This window comes from Pseudomonas sp. NFR09, from assembly GCF_900111535.1.
GTDB lineage: Bacteria > Pseudomonadota > Gammaproteobacteria > Pseudomonadales > Pseudomonadaceae > Aquipseudomonas > Aquipseudomonas extremorientalis.
In genome coordinates this window covers 181,210-203,113 of sequence record NZ_FOIH01000008.1, presented here as the reverse complement: position 1 = coordinate 203,113, position 21,904 = coordinate 181,210, and the positions used below count along the sequence as shown (strand labels likewise).

The 21,904-nt window shown below is 59.5% G+C and carries 19 protein-coding genes, 1 tRNA gene and 1 pseudogene; 10 read left to right on the top strand and 11 right to left on the bottom strand.

Annotation, left to right across the window (positions count from 1 at the left end):
* Positions 1 to 55: 55 nt before the first annotated feature.
* The 9 genes and pseudogenes from rpmI to BMX59_RS31160 all read left to right on the top strand — a co-directional run bounded on the left by rpmI (position 56) and on the right by BMX59_RS31160 (position 6,506).
* The gene (rpmI, locus tag BMX59_RS19015; protein ID WP_002553160.1) at positions 56 to 250 is read left to right on the top strand and encodes a 50S ribosomal protein L35; all 195 of its coding nucleotides are present in this window, start codon (positions 56 to 58) and stop codon (positions 248 to 250) included.
* Positions 251 to 280: 30 nt separating this feature from the next.
* Complete coding sequence (gene rplT, locus BMX59_RS19010) at positions 281 to 637, top strand: 50S ribosomal protein L20 (RefSeq protein ID WP_002553161.1); 357 nt, start codon at positions 281 to 283, stop codon at positions 635 to 637.
* 108 nt (positions 638 to 745) lie between these two features.
* The gene (gene pheS, locus BMX59_RS19005; protein WP_003192486.1) at positions 746 to 1,762 is read left to right on the top strand and encodes a phenylalanine--tRNA ligase subunit alpha; all 1,017 of its coding nucleotides are present in this window, start codon (positions 746 to 748) and stop codon (positions 1,760 to 1,762) included.
* A gap of 26 nt (positions 1,763 to 1,788) precedes the next feature.
* Positions 1,789 to 4,167, top strand: a complete 2,379-nt coding sequence (gene pheT, locus BMX59_RS19000; RefSeq protein ID WP_093124591.1) for a phenylalanine--tRNA ligase subunit beta — start codon at positions 1,789 to 1,791, stop codon at positions 4,165 to 4,167.
* A gap of 3 nt (positions 4,168 to 4,170) precedes the next feature.
* Positions 4,171 to 4,473, top strand: coding sequence for an integration host factor subunit alpha (gene ihfA, locus BMX59_RS18995; protein ID WP_002553164.1), 303 nt, complete (start codon positions 4,171 to 4,173; stop codon positions 4,471 to 4,473).
* Entirely contained in the window at positions 4,454 to 4,810 is a 357-nt protein-coding gene (locus tag BMX59_RS18990; RefSeq protein WP_010209127.1) for a MerR family transcriptional regulator, read from the top strand. The genes ihfA and BMX59_RS18990 overlap by 20 nt, the downstream gene beginning before the upstream one ends.
* A gap of 90 nt (positions 4,811 to 4,900) precedes the next feature.
* Positions 4,901 to 4,977: transfer RNA gene (locus BMX59_RS18985), tRNA-Pro, on the top strand.
* A gap of 215 nt (positions 4,978 to 5,192) precedes the next feature.
* Positions 5,193 to 5,969, top strand: a pseudogene (locus BMX59_RS31165) (PAS domain-containing protein); the annotation flags it as partial.
* A gap of 99 nt (positions 5,970 to 6,068) precedes the next feature.
* Complete coding sequence (locus tag BMX59_RS31160; protein ID WP_371322063.1) at positions 6,069 to 6,506, top strand: methyl-accepting chemotaxis protein; 438 nt, start codon at positions 6,069 to 6,071, stop codon at positions 6,504 to 6,506.
* A 102-nt stretch (positions 6,507 to 6,608) separates the two neighbouring features.
* On the opposite strand, the gene BMX59_RS18975 is transcribed toward BMX59_RS31160, so the two are convergent.
* The 7 genes from BMX59_RS18975 to BMX59_RS18945 all read right to left on the bottom strand — a co-directional run bounded on the left by BMX59_RS18975 (position 6,609) and on the right by BMX59_RS18945 (position 14,505).
* On the bottom strand, positions 6,609 to 8,249 hold the full coding sequence (locus BMX59_RS18975) for an AMP-binding protein (protein ID WP_093124586.1): 1,641 nt from the start codon (positions 8,247 to 8,249) through the stop codon (positions 6,609 to 6,611).
* A gap of 25 nt (positions 8,250 to 8,274) precedes the next feature.
* Positions 8,275 to 9,555, bottom strand: a complete 1,281-nt coding sequence (locus tag BMX59_RS18970) for a GTP-binding protein (RefSeq protein WP_093124581.1) — start codon at positions 9,553 to 9,555, stop codon at positions 8,275 to 8,277.
* Complete coding sequence (nthB, locus tag BMX59_RS18965; RefSeq protein ID WP_071492183.1) at positions 9,552 to 10,214, bottom strand: nitrile hydratase subunit beta; 663 nt, start codon at positions 10,212 to 10,214, stop codon at positions 9,552 to 9,554. Before nthB ends, BMX59_RS18970 begins: the two co-directional genes overlap by 4 nt.
* 41 nt (positions 10,215 to 10,255) lie before the next feature.
* Positions 10,256 to 10,858 (bottom strand): nitrile hydratase subunit alpha, encoded by a 603-nt coding sequence (nthA, locus tag BMX59_RS18960; protein WP_093124576.1) that lies wholly within the window; start codon positions 10,856 to 10,858, stop codon positions 10,256 to 10,258.
* Positions 10,859 to 10,938: 80 nt separating this feature from the next.
* The gene (locus BMX59_RS18955; RefSeq protein WP_092250421.1) at positions 10,939 to 12,453 is read right to left on the bottom strand and encodes an amidase; all 1,515 of its coding nucleotides are present in this window, start codon (positions 12,451 to 12,453) and stop codon (positions 10,939 to 10,941) included.
* Positions 12,454 to 12,571: 118 nt separating this feature from the next.
* Positions 12,572 to 13,441, bottom strand: a complete 870-nt coding sequence (locus tag BMX59_RS18950; RefSeq protein ID WP_093124569.1) for a transporter — start codon at positions 13,439 to 13,441, stop codon at positions 12,572 to 12,574.
* Positions 13,438 to 14,505 carry an aliphatic aldoxime dehydratase gene (locus BMX59_RS18945; protein ID WP_093124565.1) on the bottom strand — a complete coding sequence of 356 codons (1,068 nt, stop codon included), beginning with the start codon at positions 14,503 to 14,505 and terminating at the stop codon, positions 13,438 to 13,440. The genes BMX59_RS18950 and BMX59_RS18945 overlap by 4 nt, the downstream gene beginning before the upstream one ends.
* A gap of 550 nt (positions 14,506 to 15,055) precedes the next feature.
* Between BMX59_RS18945 and BMX59_RS18940 the strand changes: the two genes are divergently transcribed.
* Positions 15,056 to 15,991 (top strand): AraC-like ligand-binding domain-containing protein, encoded by a 936-nt coding sequence (locus BMX59_RS18940; RefSeq protein WP_092250429.1) that lies wholly within the window; start codon positions 15,056 to 15,058, stop codon positions 15,989 to 15,991.
* Positions 15,992 to 16,531: 540 nt separating this feature from the next.
* Here BMX59_RS18940 and BMX59_RS18930 read toward each other — a convergent pair.
* The 4 genes from BMX59_RS18930 to BMX59_RS18915 form a co-directional block, all read right to left on the bottom strand.
* Positions 16,532 to 17,785: an OprD family porin gene (locus BMX59_RS18930; RefSeq protein WP_093124560.1), complete on the bottom strand. Its 1,254-nt coding sequence runs from the start codon at positions 17,783 to 17,785 to the stop codon at positions 16,532 to 16,534.
* A 91-nt stretch (positions 17,786 to 17,876) separates the two neighbouring features.
* On the bottom strand, positions 17,877 to 19,181 hold the full coding sequence (locus tag BMX59_RS18925) for a CitMHS family transporter (protein WP_092250438.1): 1,305 nt from the start codon (positions 19,179 to 19,181) through the stop codon (positions 17,877 to 17,879).
* A 128-nt stretch (positions 19,182 to 19,309) separates the two neighbouring features.
* Positions 19,310 to 20,623: a dicarboxylate/amino acid:cation symporter gene (locus BMX59_RS18920; protein WP_092250441.1), complete on the bottom strand. Its 1,314-nt coding sequence runs from the start codon at positions 20,621 to 20,623 to the stop codon at positions 19,310 to 19,312.
* Between the two features lie 43 nt (positions 20,624 to 20,666).
* On the bottom strand, positions 20,667 to 21,749 hold the full coding sequence (locus BMX59_RS18915) for a 4-oxalomesaconate tautomerase (protein WP_071492173.1): 1,083 nt from the start codon (positions 21,747 to 21,749) through the stop codon (positions 20,667 to 20,669).
* Positions 21,750 to 21,904: the final 155 nt, after the last annotated feature.

Below are 21,904 nucleotides of genomic sequence, written 5' to 3'. Positions count from 1 at the left end.
AGGGCACGGCAGGCCTTCTGATTATGTTTATCAACTGAATGCGGAGTATCCGAACATGCCAAAGATGAAGACTAAAAGTGGTGCTGCTAAGCGGTTTCTGAAAACTGCTAACGGTATCAAGCACAAGCACGCTTTCAAGAGCCACATCCTGACCAAAATGTCGACCAAGCGTAAGCGTCAACTGCGCGGTAGCAGCTTGCTGCATCCGTCTGACGTGGCAAAAGTCGAGCGCATGCTGCGCCTTCGTTAATTTTTGGATCAAGAATAGAGGAAGTAACTCATGGCTCGTGTAAAGCGTGGCGTCATTGCCCGTAAGCGTCACAAAAAAATTCTGAAACTTGCTAAAGGCTACTACGGCGCGCGTTCACGCGTATTCCGTGTTGCCAAGCAAGCGGTAATCAAGGCAGGCCAATACGCCTACCGTGACCGTCGTCAGAAAAAACGTCAGTTCCGCGCTCTGTGGATCGCTCGTATCAACGCTGGTGCACGTGTTAACGGTCTGTCCTACAGCCGTTTCATCGCTGGCCTGAAAAAAGCGTCCATCGAGATCGACCGTAAGGTTCTGGCTGATCTGGCAGTGAACGAAAAAGCGGCGTTTGCTGCGATTGTCGAGAAAGCTAAAGCCACCTTGGCTTAAGTACCCCCGACAGTCACCCTGGGTTACGCTGTAGCCCAAGGTGTTAAACGTCATAAATAGGGGAAGAGCCTTCAAGCTCTTCCCCTATTTTGTATCTGGAGTCTGTACATGGAAAACCTGGACGCGCTCGTCGCTCAAGCCCTTGAGGCTGTGCAAAGCGCTGAAGATGTAAATGCCCTGGAGCAAATCCGGGTTCACTACCTTGGCAAAAAAGGTGAATTGACTCAGGTGATGAAGACCCTGGGGAATTTGCCGGCTGAAGAGCGCCCGCAAGTCGGTGCGCTGATCAACGTCGCCAAGGAGCGTGTCACAGAGGTGCTCAATGCGCGCAAGGCGTCGCTCGAGGAGGCCGATCTTGCGGCCAAGCTCGCCGCCGAGTCCATTGACGTAACCCTGCCTGGCCGTGGTCAGGCCTCGGGCGGTCTGCATCCGATCACCCGGACTCTGGAACGTATCGAACAGTTCTTCACCCATATCGGCTACGGCATCGCCGAAGGCCCTGAGGTCGAAGACGATTATCACAACTTCGAGGCGCTCAACATCCCAGGCCACCACCCGGCCCGGTCGATGCACGACACCTTCTATTTCAACGCGAACATGTTGTTGCGCACCCATACCTCGCCGGTACAGGTCCGCACCATGGAAGCGAACAAGCCGCCGATCCGCATCGTCTGCCCAGGCCGTGTATACCGCAGCGACTCCGATATCACCCACTCGCCAATGTTTCACCAGGTCGAAGGCCTGCTGGTTGATCGCGATATCAACTTCGCCGACCTCAAGGGCACCATCGAAGAATTCCTGCGGGTGTTCTTCGAGAAGGAGCTGGCGGTACGTTTCCGTCCATCGTTCTTCCCGTTCACCGAGCCGTCCGCTGAAGTCGATATGGAATGCGTGATGTGCAGTGGTAAAGGCTGCCGCGTCTGCAAACAGACCGGCTGGCTGGAAGTGATGGGCTGCGGCATGGTTCACCCCAACGTGCTGCGCATGTCCGGTATCGATCCGGAAGAATTCTCGGGCTTTGCCTTCGGCATGGGTGTAGAGCGTCTGGCCATGCTGCGTTACGGCGTGAACGACTTGCGTCTGTTCTTCGACAACGACTTGCGGTTCCTCGCGCAATTTCGCTAGTCGTAACGAATCTTTAGGAGAGCAGGATGAAATTCAGTGAACAATGGCTGCGTGGCTGGGTAAGCCCGCAGGTTAGTCGCGACGAGCTGGTTGCGCGTCTGTCGATGGCCGGTCTTGAGGTCGATAGCGTTACGCCGGCCGCCGGTGTTTTCAGTGGCGTGGTGGTAGGCGAGGTGCTGAGCACCGAGCAGCATCCCGACGCTGACAAATTGCGCGTATGCCAAGTGAGCAATGGCGCGGAAACCTTCCAGGTCGTGTGCGGAGCGCCCAATGTGCGCGCGGGCCTGAAGATCCCGTTCGCCATGATCGGTGCCGAGTTGCCGGGCGACTTCAAGATCAAGAAGGCCAAGCTGCGTGGCGTTGAATCCAACGGCATGCTGTGTTCCCAGGCGGAGCTGCAGGTCGGCGAGGGCAATGATGGCCTGATGGAACTGCCGGCCGACGCGCCCGTGGGCCAGGACATCCGCGTTTACCTGGAACTGGAAGACGCCAGCATCGAGGTCGACCTGACCCCGAACCGTGGCGACTGCCTGTCCCTGGCTGGCCTGGCGCGTGAAGTGGGCGCTTTGTACAACGCCCCGGTCACTCGTCCGGTCGTTGCAGCTGTACTCGCTGTGCACGACGAAGTACGTCCGATCGACGTGCTGGCCCCCAACGCCTGCCCACGTTACCTGGGCCGGGTGATCCGCAACGTCGACCTGTCCAGGCCCACCCCGCTGTGGATGGTTGAACGCCTGCGCCGCGCTGACGTGCGCAGCATCGACGCTGCCGTCGACATCACCAACTACGTGATGCTGGAGCTGGGGCAACCGCTGCACGCGTTCGACCTTGCCGAAATCAACGGCGGCATCCGTGTGCGCATGGCGGAAGACGGCGAGAAGCTGGTGCTGCTCGATGGTCAGGAAGTCAACCTTCGCGCAGACACCCTGGTTATCGCCGACCACTCCCGCGCCCTGGCGATTGCCGGCGTGATGGGTGGCGAGCACAGCGGCGTATCCGCTACCACTCGCGACGTATTCCTCGAAAGCGCATTCTTCGACCAGATCGCTATCGCCGGCAAGGCCCGTTCCTATGGCCTGCACACCGACGCGTCGCACCGCTATGAGCGCGGCGTGGACTGGAACCTCGCCCGTGAAGCCATGGAGCGCGCTACTGGCCTGCTGCTGGAAATCACTGGCGGCGAAGCCGGCCCGATCACCGAAACCGTCAACAAGCAGTTCCTGCCATCGGTTGCGCCGATCACCCTGCGTGCCAAAAGTGTTGAGCAGATGCTTGGCCTGGTGATCGAACCGGCTGAAATCGAGCAACTGTTGTCCGCCCTCGGCCTGGGCATTTCCGCCGGTGGGGAAGGGCAGTGGAGCGTTGAAGTACCAAGCCATCGCTTCGATATCAGCCTGGAAGTCGACCTGATCGAAGAGCTGGCCCGCCTCTACGGCTACAACCGCCTGCCGGTTCGTTACCCGCAAGCGCGCCTGGCGCCGCAACCCAAGGCCGAGGCGCGTGCGCACCTGCCTGAGCTGCGTCGCCTGCTGGTTGCCCGTGGCTACCAGGAAGCGGTGACCTACAGTTTCATCGATCCCAAGCAGTTCGAACTGTTCAACCCTGGCGTCGAGCCGCTGCTGTTGGCGAACCCGATCTCCAACGACATGGCGGCCATGCGTTCGTCCCTGTGGCCAGGCCTGGTGAAAGCACTTTCCCATAACCTGAACCGTCAGCAAGACCGCGTGCGCATGTTCGAGAGCGGCCTGCGTTTCGTTGGCCAGCTCGATGGCCTGAAGCAAGAGCCAATGCTGGCTGGCGTGGTGTGCGGTAGCCGCCTGCCGGAAGGTTGGGCGCAGGGCCGCGATGCCGTGGACTTCTTCGACGTCAAGGCTGACGTGGAAGCGGTGCTGGGCTTTGCCGGTGCACTGGACGCCTTCACCTTCGTACCAGGCAGCCATCCGGCGTTGCACCCAGGCCAGACAGCACGCATCGAGCGCGAAGGGCGTTTGGTAGGTTTCGTCGGTGCCCTTCACCCTGAACTGTCGAAAACCCTCGGTCTTGATCGTCCGGTGTTTGTGTTCGAACTGGTCCTGGCTGAAGTGGCTTTGGGCAAAATGCCCAAATTCAGCGAGCTGTCGCGCTTCCCTGAAGTGCGCCGTGACCTGGCGCTGATTGCCGACCGTGACGTGGCTGCCACTGCCGTTCTGGATGTAATCCGTGAAAATGCAGGGGAATGGCTGACAGACCTCAGGCTATTTGACGTCTATCAGGGTAAAGGTATTGATCCGCATAGAAAAAGCCTTGCAGTTGGCTTGACCTGGCAGCATCCATCGCGCACTCTTAATGACGATGAGGTGAATACCACGACACAAAATATCCTCACCTCGCTCGAACAAAGGTTGAACGCCACGTTAAGGAAGTGACGTATGGGGGCTTTGACGAAAGCTGAGATGGCGGAACGTCTGTACGAAGAGTTGGGTCTGAACAAGCGCGAGGCCAAGGAATTGGTCGAGCTGTTTTTTGAAGAGATCAGACACGCTCTGGAAGACAACGAACAGGTCAAATTGTCCGGTTTCGGCAATTTTGACCTGCGGGACAAACGCCAGCGGCCTGGCCGCAATCCAAAAACGGGAGAAGAAATCCCGATCACGGCTCGCCGTGTGGTCACCTTTCGTCCAGGGCAGAAGTTGAAGGCCCGAGTTGAGGCTTATGCTGGAACCAAGTCATAACGACGAGCTACCCGTCATCCCAGGCAAACGCTACTTCACCATTGGTGAAGTCAGCGAGCTTTGTGCGGTAAAGCCGCACGTGCTGCGCTATTGGGAGCAGGAGTTTCCTCAGCTCAACCCCGTCAAACGCACCGGGAACCGTCGGTATTATCAGCGCCAGGATGTGCTGATGATCCGACAGATCCGAGCGTTGCTCTACGATCAGGGGTTCACCATCAGCGGCGCGCGTCAGCGTATGTCCGGTGATGAAGCCAAAGACGACACCACCCAATACAAACAAATGATCCGCCAGATGATTGCCGAACTCGAAGATGTGCTGGTGGTTCTGAAAAAGTAATTCCGGCTTTTAAAATACTTCCACATTTCAAAAGCTTGCGGTATATTCCGGTTCGCTTCGTCAAGAAGCAAACCCAGTAACACGCCTAGTCGGGGCGTAGCGCAGTCCGGTAGCGCACTAGCATGGGGTGCTAGGGGTCGAGTGTTCGAATCACTCCGTCCCGACCATTATTCCTGAGTAAAATCAGACTCTTAAGCCGATCAGTTAGATCGGCTTTTTTGTGCCTGCACAAAACTTCTCGTTGATTTCGCTGATGTTCAGATCCGGAACTGCCTCGGACCAGATGATTTCCCCATGGGTCCCGCTGATAGTTCTTGGTCATGCCCTCAATTTGCGCCATGAGACGCCGATACGATAGGTATGACCCAAGAGGCGATGTCCTATGTTCAATGCAAGCCTTAAGAAACAGCTTCAATCTCAGACCAGTGAACTGTTAGAGCTTCGCCAACTGCGTGATGGCCTGAACCGTGAAATGCTGACGTTGAGTATCGACTCGTCGTTTAACATCACGGCCTGCAACGAAAACTTTGGAAATACGCTGGGCTACGCTCCGGATCAACTTGTCGGTCGCGCCATGGCCGAGATTGTTCCCTCGTATGTCTCCAAACTGCCGTGCTTTCATAACTTTCGAGCGGCGGTGGCCGCGGGTAAGTCAATCAGCGACGATTACAGATACCTTCATGCCAATGGTTCGTTGGTGTGGATTCATGCACATTGGCAGCCAATCATGGACGCGAGCGGCCAGTTGAGTCATGTCACGTGCTACGCGACGAACATTACCTCCCGAGTGGAAAAAGCCTCGGAAAATGCGTCGTTCATTGAGGCGTTATTACGTTCCACTGCGGTGATCGAGTTTGATCTCTCCGGGCATGTACTGATGGCGAATGATCAGTTTCTACAAGCCATGGGCTACAACCTGGGACAGGCAAAAGGGAGCCATCACCGTGTTTTCTGTAAACCGGAGCTGACTTCGTCCCAGGCGTACAAGGACTTCTGGGCAAAGCTGAACAGAGGTGAATTTGTTGCCGGCCGGTTCGAACGTATAGACAGTCGCGGCCAAACGGTGTGGCTGGAAGCGACCTACAACCCGGTTTACGACACCGAAGGCAATCTTTGCAAAGTGGTGAAGTTCGCCACGGTAGTGACCGATCAAGTGGCCCGTGAGCAAGAAGTGAGCGGGGCCGCCCAGACGGCATTTGAAATTTCTCAGCAAACGGATGTCAGCGCTCAACGAGGCGCAGTCGTCGTCAACGATACGATGCATACCATGCGTAAGATCGCCGTTGATATGCAGGCGGCCTCCGGGGGAGTAGAAGCGCTGGGCAAACAGTCATTGTTGATCAGCTCGATTATTCAGACGATCAGCAGCATCGCGCAGCAAACCAATCTTCTTGCTTTGAATGCTGCGATTGAAGCGGCTCGCGCAGGTGAGCAAGGTCGAGGATTTGCCGTTGTGGCTGATGAGGTTCGACAATTGGCGGGCAGAACCAGCACGGCGACTGAAGAAATCGCGTCGGTTGTCTTGCAGAATCAGAAGTTGGTCGATGAGACCGTCGCTGAGATGGCCAACAGCAAGTCCCAAGCCGAGCAAGGCCTGGAACTTGCCACTCAGGCAGGCCAGGTGATTGTTGAAATCCAGGACGGTGCCAAGCAAGTAGTCGACGCCGTGGGCAGGTTTGCGACCCAGTTGGCTTAGGGAGCGAAAGGGCGCGCCACAGCTGTCATCAAGGATGGGGCCTGGACACGGCCCTGCGCTGAAACGCCGGTCGGCTCAGCACAGGAACCATCCGCCCCTGAGTCATGTGTCGAGTGCGTGCTGTTTGGCTATTTCCTGGTTGCGCAAAATAAACCGCTGCAACTTTCCACTCGGTGTCTTGGGTACTTGTTCGACGAATTCGATTTCCCGCGGGTAAGCATGTGCAGCCAGGCGCTCTCGCACGTGCAGGCGCAGGACTTCCGCCAATTCGGCGCTGGGCGAATACTGGCCATGCAATACGATAAACGCCTTGATCAGTTCGGTGCGCTGCGGGTCGGGTTTGCCGATCACCGCGGCCTCGACCACCGCCGGGTGTTCGATCAACGCGCTCTCGACATCGAAAGGCCCGACGCGATAGCCCGAGGTGGTGATCACATCGTCGTTACGGCCGACGAAGCTGATGCTGCCGTCGTCATTCAACTCCACGATATCGCCGCTCAAGTAATAGCGGCTGACGAAGGCGTTGGTCGGCATCGCGAAGTAGCCGTTGAACCAGCACTGCGGCGAACGCTCGCGGTCCACCGCCAGCACGCCAGGCTGGCCAGTCGGCAATTCCTGGTGGGCGTCATCCAGCACGACAATCCGGTATCCCGGCACCGCATAGCCGGCCGAGCCCTCACGTACCGGGTGGCGTAGCCCATGATGATTGCACAGCACCATGCCGATTTCGGTCTGGCCGTAATGGTCGTGGATGACCACGCCGAGCTGTTCGGCAAACCAACGGATGACTTGCGGGTTGAGCGGCTCGCCGGCGCTGCTGACGATACGCAGGTGGCCGCGCACGGCGTCGGCGAACTCGGCTCCTGCCGCGATCAGCAGGCGATAGGCTGTCGGCGAGCCGGCCAGGTTGCGGATGTTGTATTTGGCGATGATCCGGCAGGTACTCTCCACCGAAAACGGCCCGTCATAAAACAATGTGGCATGGCCACATGCCAATGGACCGGTCACCGCGTAGTACAGACCATACGCCCAGCCAGGGTCGGCGAGGTTCCAGAATGGCTCGTCCTCACGCAGGTCGATTGCATCACGCATATAGCCCTTGAAGGCCAGGAGGGCGCTTAAAGGCACTTCCAGCGGTTTGGCCGGCCCGGTGGTGCCCGAGGTGCACATCAGCAGAAAAGGCGCACTGGCATCCAGCAACTCGGGTGCGCATTCGGTGTGTTGATGACCCAGTGCACTCCAGAAATCGTAATCGCCCGGGGCCCGTGCATGATCGTCGGTCACCAGGATGCCTGGGCAGTCCGGGATGTCATCCAGCTTGGAACGGTTGTGCGCGTCGGTCACGATCCAGCGTGCCTTGGAGCAGCCCAATCGCTGCTCGATCGCCTTGGGACCGAATGCGGTAAAAAGCGGCTGGTAGACCGCGCCGATACGCCAGGTGCCCAAGATGGCGATCAACAGTTCAACCGTGCGTGGCATCAGGCCCGCGACACGCTCTCCGGGCTTGACTCCCTGTTGCCGCAGAAAATTGCCGAAGCGCTCAGCATGGGCCTGCAGTTCGCTGAAGCGGTAATGCGTGGCACGGCCATCCCGCGTTTCGCAATACAACGCCACGGCATTTGCGTCGGCGTGGCGGTCGCAGCATTCGACGCAGGCATTCAAGGCATTCAGCTCGCCCTGCAAATCCTGCGCGGCCAGGCGTAAAAAATCGAAGGAGTTCACTGCTGAGTCGTAATCGCGCATAACGTACCTGATTGTTATTGTTGGATTAGGTGCTTTGCCCACGGCCACGGTGCGGGGGGGAGGTTGCCCCAGCCTGCAAGGCGGCCGACAGGGCCTGTGCGTCAAAGGCAGCCGCCCCCGGCAGGGCTCGCCAGGCCGACGGCCCGGCGGCGATTTCCTCGGCACTGAGCAGGCAGTGGTCGAGTTCACGCTGCAAAGCATGGGTGTCGAGATCCTGGCCGATGAACACCCACTCCTGCCGACAGTCGCCGACGATGCTGTCCCACTTGGCCATGATGCTCTGCAACCGGTATTCATCCCGCGGCCACTGCGACTGCTCGATAAAGTTCCACCAGTGCCCGACGTAGTCCCACTGGAACTGCGCGCCGCTTTGCGCCAGCAGGCCGGTTTCCAAGTGTCGGCTGGCCAGCCAGAAATACCCTTTGCTGCGTAACAGGCGGCCGTTGCTCCAGGGCCGTTGGAGGAAATCGAGCAAGCGTTGTGGATGGAAGGGCGCGCGTTCGCGGTATACCCAGGACGTCACGCCATAGGTGTCCGACTCGGAGGCCGGAGCGTCTTCAACCTCCATTTTCCTCATCCAGCCCGGCGACGCCGCAAGGCTGGGCAAGTCAAACAGATGGGTGTCGAGGAGGCGGGTCAATTCGACCTGGCCGTGGGCCATCGGCATGATCCGGGCAGTCGGATTAAGGCCTGCGAGAATCGCCCGCACAGCCTGATAACCCGGCTCGTCGATCAGGTCCCGTTTGTTGACGAGAATGACGTTGGCGTATTCCACCTGCTCGATCAGCAGGTCCGCCAGAGGGCGCGCAGGGGTGCTCTCCTGTGTGTCGTCGCGGGCCACGGTGTCCGGTGACGCGAGCAATGCCTGGAAACGGCTGCCATCGACCACCGTCACCAGGGTGTCGAGCCGTGCCAGTTCGCTGAGGCTGAAGCCTTCAGCGTCAAGGAAGGCGAACGTCTCGGCGACCGGCATTGGCTCCGAGATGCCCGTGGATTCGATGAGCAGGTAATCGAAACGCTGCTGACGCGCCAGGGCACTGATCTGTTCGAGCAGATCGGCGCGCAGCGTGCAGCAAATGCAGCCGTTGCTCATTTCGATCAGCTCATCGCGACCACGGTGCAGCGACACGTCGCGCTGCACCTCAGCGGCATCGATATTGACCTCGCTCATATCATTGACGATGACCGCCACCTTCAGGCCTTCGCGATTGCGCAGGATATGGTTGAGCAGGGTGGTCTTGCCGGCACCGAGGAAGCCGGAGAGCACCGTCACCGGCAGTCGGCCCGCCTGGGTGCCGTCCCTCATACGTTCACCGCTCGAGGGGCATCGACGCGGTCCAGGTAGCTTTCGAACAGATCGACCACCACGAAGCCGTCGTCTGCCGCATCGCCCCATAGATCTTTCACGGCAAACTCCACATGGTAGGTCGGCTGATGCGCCGCGCTTGTATCGCCATGGCCGATCGCGTCCGGGAACGGCCATTTTTCCGACGTGCGATGCAACACCACGCCTTGCTTGCCGCGCACATAGGCCGGCATGCGGATATGCCCGGCCACGTACTCGTCGCGCACGACCACGCGGTCACCGACCTCAAACGGCGCTCGACCGGTGATCGCCGCACGACCTCCAGCCTGTGCCGGGTTTGCCAGCTTGAAGTGAGAACCCAAGGCCTGGTCGAGCTCCGCCTGGGTGATGACGCCCGTTTCGACCAGCAGGGTGGCGGTCGCGATGACGTAGCGTTCGTAGTACTGGGTGCCGACATGTTGGCGAACGTCCAGGCGTTCGACGGCATGACGCACTTCGTCCACGCTGAACTTCTTCAAATGATCGGCCCCGACGAACATCAAGCTGTAGGCCAGGTGCTCCCAGTCCTGTTTGAATACCTGTTTGTAGTCCAGGCTATTGATGGTGTGAGGGACTTTGCCAAAGCCTTGGAAACCGCCGAGATCGTGAAAGCCATCCATAATAGAAACTCCGGGAGTTGAACGATGATGCGTGGTTTTTCTCAGCCAACGCGGGGCAGGGCGACGCCGATCAGCACGTCTTTGGTCACGAGTGCCTGAAGCTGCTCCTCACTCATGTGCTCGGAACCTTCAGGCCTTACCGGCAACACCAGGTAGCGGGTCTCGGCGCTGGTATCCCAGACCTTGACCACCACGTCGTTTGGCAGCTTCGTCCCCAGTTCTTGCAGCACCGTGCGCCCCTCCCGGACCAGGCGTGCACGGAACTCGAAGCCCTTGTACCACTCGGGCGGCAGGCCGAGCACCGGCCAGTTGGTGCAGGAGCACAAGCTGCAGACAATGACGTTCTTCACCTGCGGCGTGTCTTCCAGCGCGACGATGTATTCGCCCTGCGGTCCGGTATAGCCGAACCGGGCACACGCAGCGGTGCCGTCCTTGAGCAACAGCGCCCGGAATTGCGGATCGACCCAGGCCTTGGCGACCACACGGGCGCCGTTCTCCGGGCTCCAGCCGTGCTCCATCAATTGCGTGAGCTGCTCGACGTAGCCCTCTGGGATAAGGTCCTTGCTCTTGAGGACTTGAAACAATGCCCAGGCCCGTTCACCTGGGGTTGAAGTGCCCGCAGGCGTGGAATTGGATGGACTCATGGGGTATCTCCTATCAGTCAACGCGGTTGTGGAGTGGTTGAAACGTGCCGGTGTTTCTTATTGTTTTCCAGGTTGGGCGCTCAGAGCGTGCGCCAGTCCACCGTGGCTTCGAACGCCGCCGCGGCCTGGTAGATCGTGCCTTCGCCGTAGTGCCTGGCGACCAGCATCAGCCCGACGGGCAGCCCGTCCACCAGGCCGCAGGGAATCGACATGGCCGGATGCCCGGTGATGTCTTGTGGCGCGGTATTGCCGATCATTTCCAGGGCGCGCGCCACGTATTCAGTGATCGAACAGCCCGCTGGCGGGTGGGGCTGGGCGGTGATGGGCGTGGTCGGCATCACCAGCAGGTCATAGCTCTGCAAGGCCTTGTCATAGCCTTGCCGGGCGAAGCGGGCGAGGTTCTGTGCCTTGGCGTAATACCGCCCGTTGTAGTGGGTCAGGCCGTACTGGCCGACGAACATGCACAGCTTGAGCGACGCGGATAACTGGTCCGCCTGGTCGCGCCAACCGGCCTGTTTGTCCAGCAGGCCGACGTCGTACAGGCCTTTCCAGTTAAAGCCCGCGCCGTTGCCGTGCATCATCTGCATGGTCAAGCCTTCGCAACCGATGGGATGCCACAACGAACCTGCCAGGTTGTGTTCGGGAACGGACACCGGCTCGACATGGGCGCCCAACGCTTCGAGACGGGCGATAGCGTCGCGCACCTTGTCCGCCACGCGCGGGTCCTGATTGGCCAGCGCGAACCCCTCCTGCAACACGCCGATTCTGAGCCCGCTCACGCCCCGCGCCAGGTAACTGCAATAGTCATCGACCTGGGGCGCCGCCTGGCGTGGGTCGAGGCCATCGGAACCGGCCATGGCCTGCAGCATCAGCGCGTTGTCGTGCACGTTGGCGGAAATGGGGCCGACATGATCGATCGTCGCTTCAATCGCCATGATGCCGGTGTAGGGCACCAGGCCATGGGTGGGTTTCATGCCGTAGGTGCCGCAGAAGGCCGACGGGATGCGGATGGAGCCGCCTTGATCGCCGCCCACGGCGATGTCGACTTCACCAGTGGCGACCAATGCCGCGCTGCCCGATGAAGACCCGCCGGCGGCATACCCGTGGCGATGGGGGTTGTGTACCGGGGCTGGGTCAGAGGTATGGCTGCCGCCCGACAGACAGTAGTGCTCGCAAGTGGCTTTGCCGAGGATGGTCGCGCCGGCATCGAGCAAACGCGTGACCACGGTGGCATCGAAGCCCGGCACAAACCCTTCCAGCGGTGCGGCGCCGTTCATCATCGGGACGCCGGCCAGGGCGATGTTGTCTTTGAGCGCGACGGTTTTACCGGCCAGCAGGCCGCTACGGGCGCCATTTACTTCAGTCCGGTAGTACCACGCGTTGAGCGGGTTTTCCTTGGCCGAGGGACGATAGCCTGAGCTGCGCTCGTAACGTATCGGCGGAACGAAATCACACAGTTCGTCGACCAGGTCGTATGCATCGAAACTCGGTTGCATCAGGTCCAGGTAGGACGCCGCCTGTTCGTGGGTCAGTTGCATGTTCAACTGGGCCGCAATGGCTAACAGCTGATCAAGCGTGGGACGAGTAATGGCCATGATTTTCCTGTCTTTTTATCGATTCAGTCCGGGTAGCAATGGACACCAAATTAGGCCTCTATCACTGTGTTCGCATGGTTGAGCAGGACACGCATTTGGCTGAAAAGGACAGCGCCACTCAGAACACTTTCAAGACGCGCAGATTCAGCCGTGCACCTTCCCTGAAGCCTTGCTCCACCTCGATATCCCTGCCGAGCTGCGCCTGGACCTGCAAGGTTGGATCGATAAAGTGCGTGACCGTGAAACGTGCATAGGACGTCGATACGCCATCGTGCTGGTCAACGCCGTCGACGCTGGTTGCGGCCCCGGTGACATAGCCTCCGCCGAGGGCGAACGTGGTGCTTGGGGTCCAGTTGTAGCGCACGGCGGCCTGGTACTCGTAGCGCGTGTTTTCTTCGAGTTTTGCGCTGCTGGCGCCGTAGTCGTGATTGGTCGAAACCCAGGACACGTCTGCTACGGTGTCCAATGCCCACTGCGCTGAGAAGTGGTGGATATAGGCTGCTTGTAGCGTCGCCCGCCAGCGATTCTCGCCCAGGTTCAAGGCATCGTTTTTGTCGTAGCTGCCCACGGGGATGTACAGGTAGGGGGCCAGGGCAAATACATCTTTGTTGGCGGTGGGCAGTGTCCACTTGAGCGGGGCGGTGAGAATCGGGTCGCCCACGCCGTGGGCATCGCCCAGTGCGCCGACATCGCCAGCGGCGTTCATGTAGCCGAACGGCAGCAATATCTGCGGTTCCCATGAAAGGTTTTCGCCGAGGCCTATGGCATGGATGTAACGCAGGATCCCTACGTCGGAGCTGAGCTTGGCGTTGTCCGAGGTTCGATGGCCGTTCTGATACAGCTCGGACCGGTCGGTGTGCTGGTAGTAAAACAGCACCGCATCGGCCCCGGCGGGCAGCGGCTCGAAATCCCCCGGCGCGACTTCAAGGGCCTGGCTTTTGGCAAATGGCAACATCCCCAGCACCAGCACGAGTCGACTCACTTTCATGGCCGTTCTCCTTGTGCGGCAGCGGCATCGCGCAGCATTCCGGTGTGCGGATGGCAGTTGATGTACTCGAAGATCTGGCTGTTGGCGTCTGACACTGACACTTCGTGGTATAGCCGCAACTTTTTCAAACCGGCGGCCACGCGGAAGAACGTCACGAAAATACGCAGGTGGGTCGGGTGGGATTCGGCCCAGCGCTCGAGTTTTTCCACCGAGCGCCAGTGGCCGATGTTGTAGCTGATGTCGAGAAAGTTGCCGTCCAGGTCGATATTGCGCACGAACCGATTGCTGTAGCAGCCCAACGGCTGGCCGTTGTCACGCAGGAAGTCCATGCCGTCCTGCAAGGTTGGCAGAATTTCGTCGAGGTACAGCGCGCGCTCATCCGCCTCGGCGTCCGCCCAATCCTGGCCGGAACGAATCAGCGTGAGGTTGTCATGCCCCAGCACCACCACCCGTCCGCCCCTGGCGGGATCACCGCTGATCACTTGCAGCTCACTGGTAGGCTTCATCCAGTCGGTCTGGGAGATCGGAAAGCGGTCGCGCATCGAGCCCCAGTAACCGTGCTCTTCGATTTCGCCGCTGGTCTTGTCCATGACTGCGCCGACACCGGGCAGATTGTCCTGGAAGGCGTACAGCGTCTCGAACTGCTCCGCGCGCGGTGCGCTGATTTCACGAAAATAGCCCAGCCCGTCGTCGAGGCGATCCTGGGAGGCCCACCAGTCGTTGACCGGTGCGCAGCGTGACCAGCGGCAGTGAGCTGCCGGGTCTTTCCAGTAGCCGACCACCATCAGGTTATCGAAGCCGCTGTTGTCGGTGTGGTGGGTCACGTCATGGTTCTGCGGGCCATCGACGAGGCTGAAGCTGCCAACGATGTGACGCATGGCCTGGAGCGCGGCTTCGCGCTGCGCTTCCCCTCGGTACTGCACGCCGAAGTAAGCCATCACCACCTGTTCCAATTGCTCGTCGGCGCGTGCAACCCACATGGCAAAGGGGGGCTGGTACTCTTCGGGCACACGGCGAGACAGGGTGCGTGGGCATTTGAGATGTGTGTCGATTGCAGATTCCATGTTGCGCTCCTCGTTATTTTCGTTCAGGTCTGCGGGTGGGCATCAGTGCTGGGGCGACGGGTCGCGCTTGGCGGTCTGTCGTCGGCGCAGCAGCTTCATGGCCCCCCACTCAATCAACCAATAAGCCGACTCTTCAGGCACGAGGTCGCGCCTCTGCAAGAGCCAGGAGGCATCAGCCGAAGGGTGTGAACAGTGTCGATGCATGGCGTGCCTCATCAGGGGGGGGGGGGGGGGTGAGCTGCTGTGAGGTGGAAATTAGGCGTGACGGCAAGGCGGCGCTTGGTTCGTCGAGACAACCGTTTGGTTGGAAGAGACAACGCCGGAGGGGACTCCACGGGTGATCGGCGTTGGTGCGCCCGTGTCGAAAGCTCAGGCCTCTGTGCCTCTTATTGGGGACAACGAGGGCGTTGAAAGCCACGCTTGGGTGCAGGAAACCGATAGGCGTACGTGAGGGCGAGCGTCAATGTGCCTGGCCTGTTAATTGCTAGCGCTGAAAAGCCGGTAACACCTTTTCGAGTTCTTACTGCATCGCTGTACCGAGGTCAGTGCCATGAATCCAAGCACTCAGTATTCGACCCTTGCCGTTGCTGCACCACGTCGATTTGATTACTGGAAAGAAGTGGTCTGTCGCCATTGCCTGGCGGCCGATAGCAAACCCCTGTCCCAGAGCAGTTTCGATGGCGTTCTTGCGGTCAATTCCGTGGGCGCTCTCGATCTCTGTTCCCTGTCATCGCCCCTGCATTACTGGGAGCGTTCCGAGCAGCATCTGCGCAGCGGTCCGGCCGACGATCTATGGTTGGGGTTTGCCCGAAACGGTTATGGACAGATCGAACAGAGCGGAAGAAAAGCCAGCCTGGCAACGGGCAATTTGTTTCTTTATGACGCAACGCAACCGTTCCGATTCAGCCTCGGTGGTACCGAAAACCACCTGGTGCGTATTCCGCGGGCGTTGCTGACCGAACGCCTGCCGCGTATTGCGGAGCACACCGCGATGGTCCTGGATGATCGGCGGCCTGGCGTGATTCCCTTGCGGGAAATGCTGCGCCAAGCAGCGATTACGCCGGCATCCTTACAGGATCAGCACATCTCCAGTCGCTATTCAGGGGCGTTGCTCGACCTTCTGGTGATCAGCCTGGAACTCCAGGACCTGAAGGCCACTCACCAGGAACTGGACCTTTACGGCCGCATCATGCAGTACATCCAACGGCATCTGGCCGAGCCGGACCTGTCGATTGAGGTCATCGCCCAAGCCCACAATGTGTCGACCCGCACCGTCACGCGCGCCTTCGCGCGGCACCAGAAAACCCCCGCCGCAGAAATCTGGAGGGAACGCCTGAATGCCAGCCGTGAAGCGATCGAGCGCGGCCAGGTGCGCAGTATCTCGCAAGCCGCACTGGACTTCGGGTTTTCTGACTTCTCCCATTTCAGCCATGCGTTCCGCAAAGCGTTCGGCGTCGCGCCTAACACGCTGTTGCAGCGAAATTGAATGATCAAGCAGGGGGAGCGCTAGCCGGCGCTCCTGTTCCTGGACATATCAATCTCAAACGTTATCTCGTCCGCAAGCTGCTGCACGCTCGAGCGGTCTGCAAGCTTGGCCAGGTTGATACCCGTTGTGCAAAACATTGATTCAGTTTCTGGCGACCTGACAAAGACGGTAGCAGTCCAGCCATTGATCAGAACGCAATCGACCTTGTGCCCCGGCAGGCTCCGCTCCAGACCCTCGGTCAGCGATATTTTCTTCCAGCTGTGCATGATGACGTACTAACGTGGGTAGTGATGAACTGTTGACCTGTGCGCCTTCAAGAAGTGCCAATAGGCCATCATTTTCAATCTGAACAACCTTTATACCTAATTGATCAGGGCCCCGAATATTCCTGCTCTGCGCTTGCCAGCAGGTTGGCGCCAGTGCTCAGTGCCAGCACCGTAAACAACAGCACCAGGATCAGCGCTTTGTTCTTGAACAGCATGTTCGGATGACCTCACCTGAACCTTAAGGAAAGCGGCCGCAAGGGCCGCAATCGTCGACTTACCAGAGGGCAATGTCATAGGTGAGGTAAAGGCGGTTGCTGTCGCGGCCCCGGGAGAATTCAGAGCGATAGACATAGTTGCGCATGCGCACCCCCAGCCCCTTGAACGTGCCGGCCTGCACCACGTAGGCCAACTCGGTATCACGCTCCCATTCCTTGACGGTGGTTGCGGACTTACCGTCATTGCCGCTCAGGTAGCGCGTTGAAAAGGTCAGGCCGGGCACGCCGACGGCGGCGAAGTTGTAGCCGTAGTTGAGCATCCAGGTCTTCTCGTCCTCCTCGATGAATTTGCCGATGCCGGCGTTGCTGAACGAGTAGACGGTGGCGCCGCTGATGTAGGGCAGACCGGCATCTCCGCGAAGGGTCTGGTAGCCGCCGCCGACGGTATGGCCTGCGATCACGTAGGACAGCTGGCCGCTGAACATGTCGTTGTCGATTTTGCCTGCGTAGGCAGAGCCGCTATCGACACTGTTGAAGTAGCGCAGGTCGCTGGTCAGCACCCCACCGGCCAGTGGCAGGTCGTGCTGGATACCGGCGAAATTCTGTCGGTAGAAGTTCTCGAGCTCTCCATAGAAATAACTCAAGCGAAGGTTTTTGCCCCATTTGTACTCAGCCCCCGCGTAGTTGAAATCCCCCGATTTTTCCCCGCTGTAGCCATCGGGCACGATCGGCACGCTGTTGGTGGAGTCGCGTAACTTGAAGCGGTCCAGGTGCCCGCCGGTGACGGTCAGGTTGTCGATGTCGGTGCTGCTGACCTGGGTGCCCTGGTAGGTCTGGGGCAACAAGCGTGCATCGTTGTAAATCAGTACCGGCGTCTTGGGCAGCAAGGTGCCGTACTTGACGGTGGTTTTGGCGAACCTGGCCTTCGCGGTAGCGCCGGCGCTGGCGAACTCGTCGGCTGCCTGCCCATCGTCATGCACCGGCATGAGCCCGGTGCCACTGCGACCGCGCCCCGAATCGAGCTTTACGCCATAGAGCCCCAGGGCGTCCACACCAAAGCCAAGGGTGCCCGGCGTGAATCCGGACTGATAGTCCAGCAGAAATCCCTGGGCCCACTCGGTACGCTCGCTTTTTGCCGTTCTGGCGGCTCGCGCACTCAAGCCGTGCTCGTCGCGAAAGTTCTCGTTGAAATACACATTGCGCAGTTGCAGCTTGAGTTTGCTGTCGTCAATAAAACCTTCGGCGTTCGCACTTGTGACCGGTACCAGGGCAAACGCGCAAAACAACGCCCGATGGGCATACACATGGTTCATGGCAAATGACTCTTTGTTGTTATTTGGGGTGCGGTGCGACACGCGCCCCGTGAGCGAGGCGCGCTGAAAGACAGCAGAGGTTGTGGGTGGATCAGGTGAACAGGCTGATGGCCCCGGTCAACAAGGCCAGCGCGGTGACGACCAGCGAGGTCAGCACTGCCCATTTGACGGTGGCCTTCTGGAAGTCGCCGATATCGCGATCGACCATGCCCACCAGCAACAGGGTCGAGGCCACCAGCGGGCTCATGAGGTGGACGGGTTGCCCCAGGATCGAGGCGCGCGCGATTTCAACCGGGTCGATGCCATACGCCGCGGCGGCATTGGCCAGGATCGGCACCACGCCAAAATAGTAGGCGTCATTGGACAGCACGAACGTCAGCGGCATGCTGGTGATCGCCACCACCAAGGGAAACAGGTGGCCCCAGGATGGCGGGATCCAGTCGACGAGGGTCTGCGCCAGGGCGTCCACCATCTTTGTGCCGGAAAAAATCCCGGCGAAGATCCCGGCGGCGAATACCAGCAACACCACGGTCATGGCATTGCCCGAGTGCGCCAGGATGCGTTCTTTCTGAATGTCCAATTGCGGGTAGTTGATCATCAGCGCGAGCACAAAGCCGATCAGGAACAGGATCGCGGAGTGCATCAACCCCATCACCAGGGCCGCCATCACCGCAATGACCAGCACCAGGTTGACGTAGGCCAGTTTCGGACGCTTGTGGGGGGTGTCTTCAAGAATCGCGTTGATATAGCAATCGCCGCCACCGCTCTGCAGTTGGACGTTGCCGATCCGCTTGCGCTCGGCGCGCCCCAGCAGGAAGGCGGTGAAGATCACCCACAGGGCGCCGCCGATCATGGTCGGCAGCAATGGCACGAAGTATTCGCCGGCATCCAGGCCCAGCGCGGCGATAGCCCGTGTCGCGGGGCCGCCCCAGGGGGTCATGCCGCTCATGATGCTCAGCGACAGCATGGAAATGGTCGCCAGGATCATCGGATTCATGCCGATGCGCTTATACAGCGGCAGCATTGCCGCACAGGTGATCATGTAGGTCGTGGTGCCGTCGCCGTCGAGTGCGACCAGCAACGAGAGCAGGGCAGTGCCGACCGCGATCTTCATCGGGTCGCCATTGACCCGCTTGAGGATCTTGCGGATCAGCGGGTCGAACAAGCCTGCGTCGATCATCAAGCCGAAGAACAGGATCGCAAACAACAGCAAGGCGGCAGACGGGGCGACCATTTTCAGGCCGTCGAGCATCATCTTGCCGGTGGTGCCGCCGAAACCGCCAAGCACCGCGAAGACGATAGGTACAACGGTAAGCGCGACGATTGGCGACAAACGCTTCGTCATGATGAGGACGGTGAATACGACCACCATGGCCAGGCCAAGGAAAGCGAGCATAGGACGATTCTCTTGTTGTTATCGTAATAGTGGCTGACGCCGAGGCGCACGCGCCCTGATCCGCCGGGCGGCCAAGGGCGCCTGGCGGAGGAGGGGTCAAGTCAGGGAGGGGCGTTGCCCGGTTATTGTTAAACGCGCTTGGGGACTTTCAGGTCTTCCCAGGCTTCTACCGGCGTCGCAGAGGGTTTTGCGTCGAGCATCCGGTGCAGCGTTTCGCGATGGCAGGCATTTTCAGATAGGGAAATCACTACCGTCGCGACGGCGTTGCTGGCCAGGCTGGTCAGGGCGCGCGCTTCGGACATGAAGCGGTCAACCCCGATCAGCAGCGCCAGGCCGGCCAACGGGATGTCGTGAATGACCGTCAAGGTCGAGGCGAGCGCGACGAACCCGCTGCCCGTCACGCCGGCGGCACCTTTGGAGGACAGCAGCATGATCGCCAGCATGGTGATGATTTGCGTCAGGCTCAGGTCAATGTTGCAGGCCTGGGCGATGAAAATCGCCGCCAACGACAGGTAAATGGCCGTACCGTCCAGGTTGAACGAGTAGCCGGTGGGGAGTACCAGGCCTACGACGCCTTTTTTGCAGCCCAGCGCTTCGAGTTTTTCCAGCATGCGTGGCATGACCGGTTCCGTGGAGGACGTGCCCAGCACCACCAGGAATTCTTCGCGAAAGTAGCGCAACAGTTTCCACAGGCTGAAGCCGTTGCTACGGCAAATGCTGCCCAGGACCACGAACACGAAGAAGCCGCAGGCGATGTACAAGGTCATGATCAACTTCGCCAGCGAACCCAGCGAAGTGATGCCGTACTGACCCACGGTGAACGCCAGGGCGCCGAAGGCACCGACCGGGGCAAAACGCATCAGGTACGCGAAGATCTTGAAGACCATCTGCGAAGCGGCTTCGAGTACGTCGAGTACCGGCTTGCCACGTTCGCCCAGGGATGACAAGGCAAACCCGGACAACACTGCAATAAAGAGCACCGGCAGCACTTCCCCCTTACTGAAGGCACCCACGAAGGTTTCGGGGATGATGTGCATGAAGAACTCCACAACCCCAAGCTTTGCCGCCGACTCGGTGTACTGGGCCAAGCCTTTGGTGCTCAGTTGGGTGGGATCAATGTTCATGCCGACGCCCGGCTGGAACACATACACCGCCACCAGGCCAATCACCAGGCTGATCACCGTCAGGCCAAAAAACAGCAGCATAGTCTTGCTGAGCAGGCGTCCGAGCGAGCGTTTGTCGCTCATTCCGGCGATGCCGGTGACGATGGTGCAGAACACCACGGGGGCAATCATCATCTTGATCAGCTTGATGAACGCATCACCCAACGGCTTGAGCGCGATGGCCTGCTGAGCCCAGAAATGCCCGACCACAATGCCCAGCACCACGGCGCAGAGAATCTGGAAGTAGAGCGATTTAACAACTTTCATGGCATCACCCATTTTTAGAATTGTGCGGATGCAAAAATGCCAACGACCGCCGGAATTATCCGGCGAGGCGCTGTGACTCAGTGGCGTAGACGTAACCGGAGAAAAGCCTGCGCGCGGTGCGTACGACGGACGCTTGAATTGTCTCACCATTGCTGCCGGTGTAGGACAATACGACATCAATCCCGCCGCTTGGATGTTCGATACGCACCGCTTCACGACGCGGCGTGCTGACCCCGCCAAGCATCTGCGCGACGATGCTGCCTTCTATCACGCACGCGGTGGCCAGACCAATCGAGCCGGTAATGGCAAGCGCGCGGTGGCAGTTGTGCGGCATGAAATAGCGAACCTGAATCGTACCGCCAGCTTTCGCGGGCGAGACCAGGACCGGCTTGGGAATCACTTTGCCGCTGACATCGCCCAGGCCCATGGCCAGGCCGGCCTGGAGCCGCAGTGTCTCCAGGCGTCGCAGGAACTCCTTATCGGCGTCCAGTTCCGCTGGGCTCTCATCGCCTCGCTTGCCCAGTTGGCTGGCTTCGACGAGCACCATGGGCATCGCCATGTCGATACAGGTCACTGCAATGCCATCAAAGACGTCCTGCGTGTTGCCGGTGGGAAAGAGCTTGCCCGTCTTGCTGCCGGCTGCATCCAGGAAGGTCAGTTGCACCGGCGCCGCAGTACCGGGCACGCCATCAATGGCGGTATCGCCCTCATAACTGACTTTGCCATCCGGTGTGTACACCTGGGAATGGATGAAGGTCCCGGTGTTGACGTTGCGAATGCGCACGCGGGTGCGTCCGGGGGTGGCTTTGACCAGGCCCTGTTCGATGGCGAATGGGCCAACCGCACACAGCATGTTGCCGCAATTGGGTGCGCTGTCGACTCTGCGCTGAGACACCATCACTTGGACAAACAAGTAATCGACGTCCGCATCCGGGTGCAGCGAAGGGCTGACAATCGCAACCTTGCTGGTTTGCGGGCTGCCACCACCGATTCCGTCGATCTCCAGTTCATGACCGGAGCCCATCAGGTTGAGTAGCAGTTCGTCGCGGGCCTCGATGGACGACGGCAAATCCCAGTCGAGAAAAACCGGACCTTTGGAGGTACCACCGCGCATCAGCACACAGGGGATTCTTTGCATAATACTGACTCTTGTTGATCAATCGAGGTAATTGATGCTCTGTGAGCAAGAGTCTCAAGCTTTGAAAAATGTTTCCAATGCAAAAATTGACGTTATTATTGCGTTTGGCGAATGGTAAATGTGCGCCAAACGACTTCCCAATTTCCTTGGCTGAC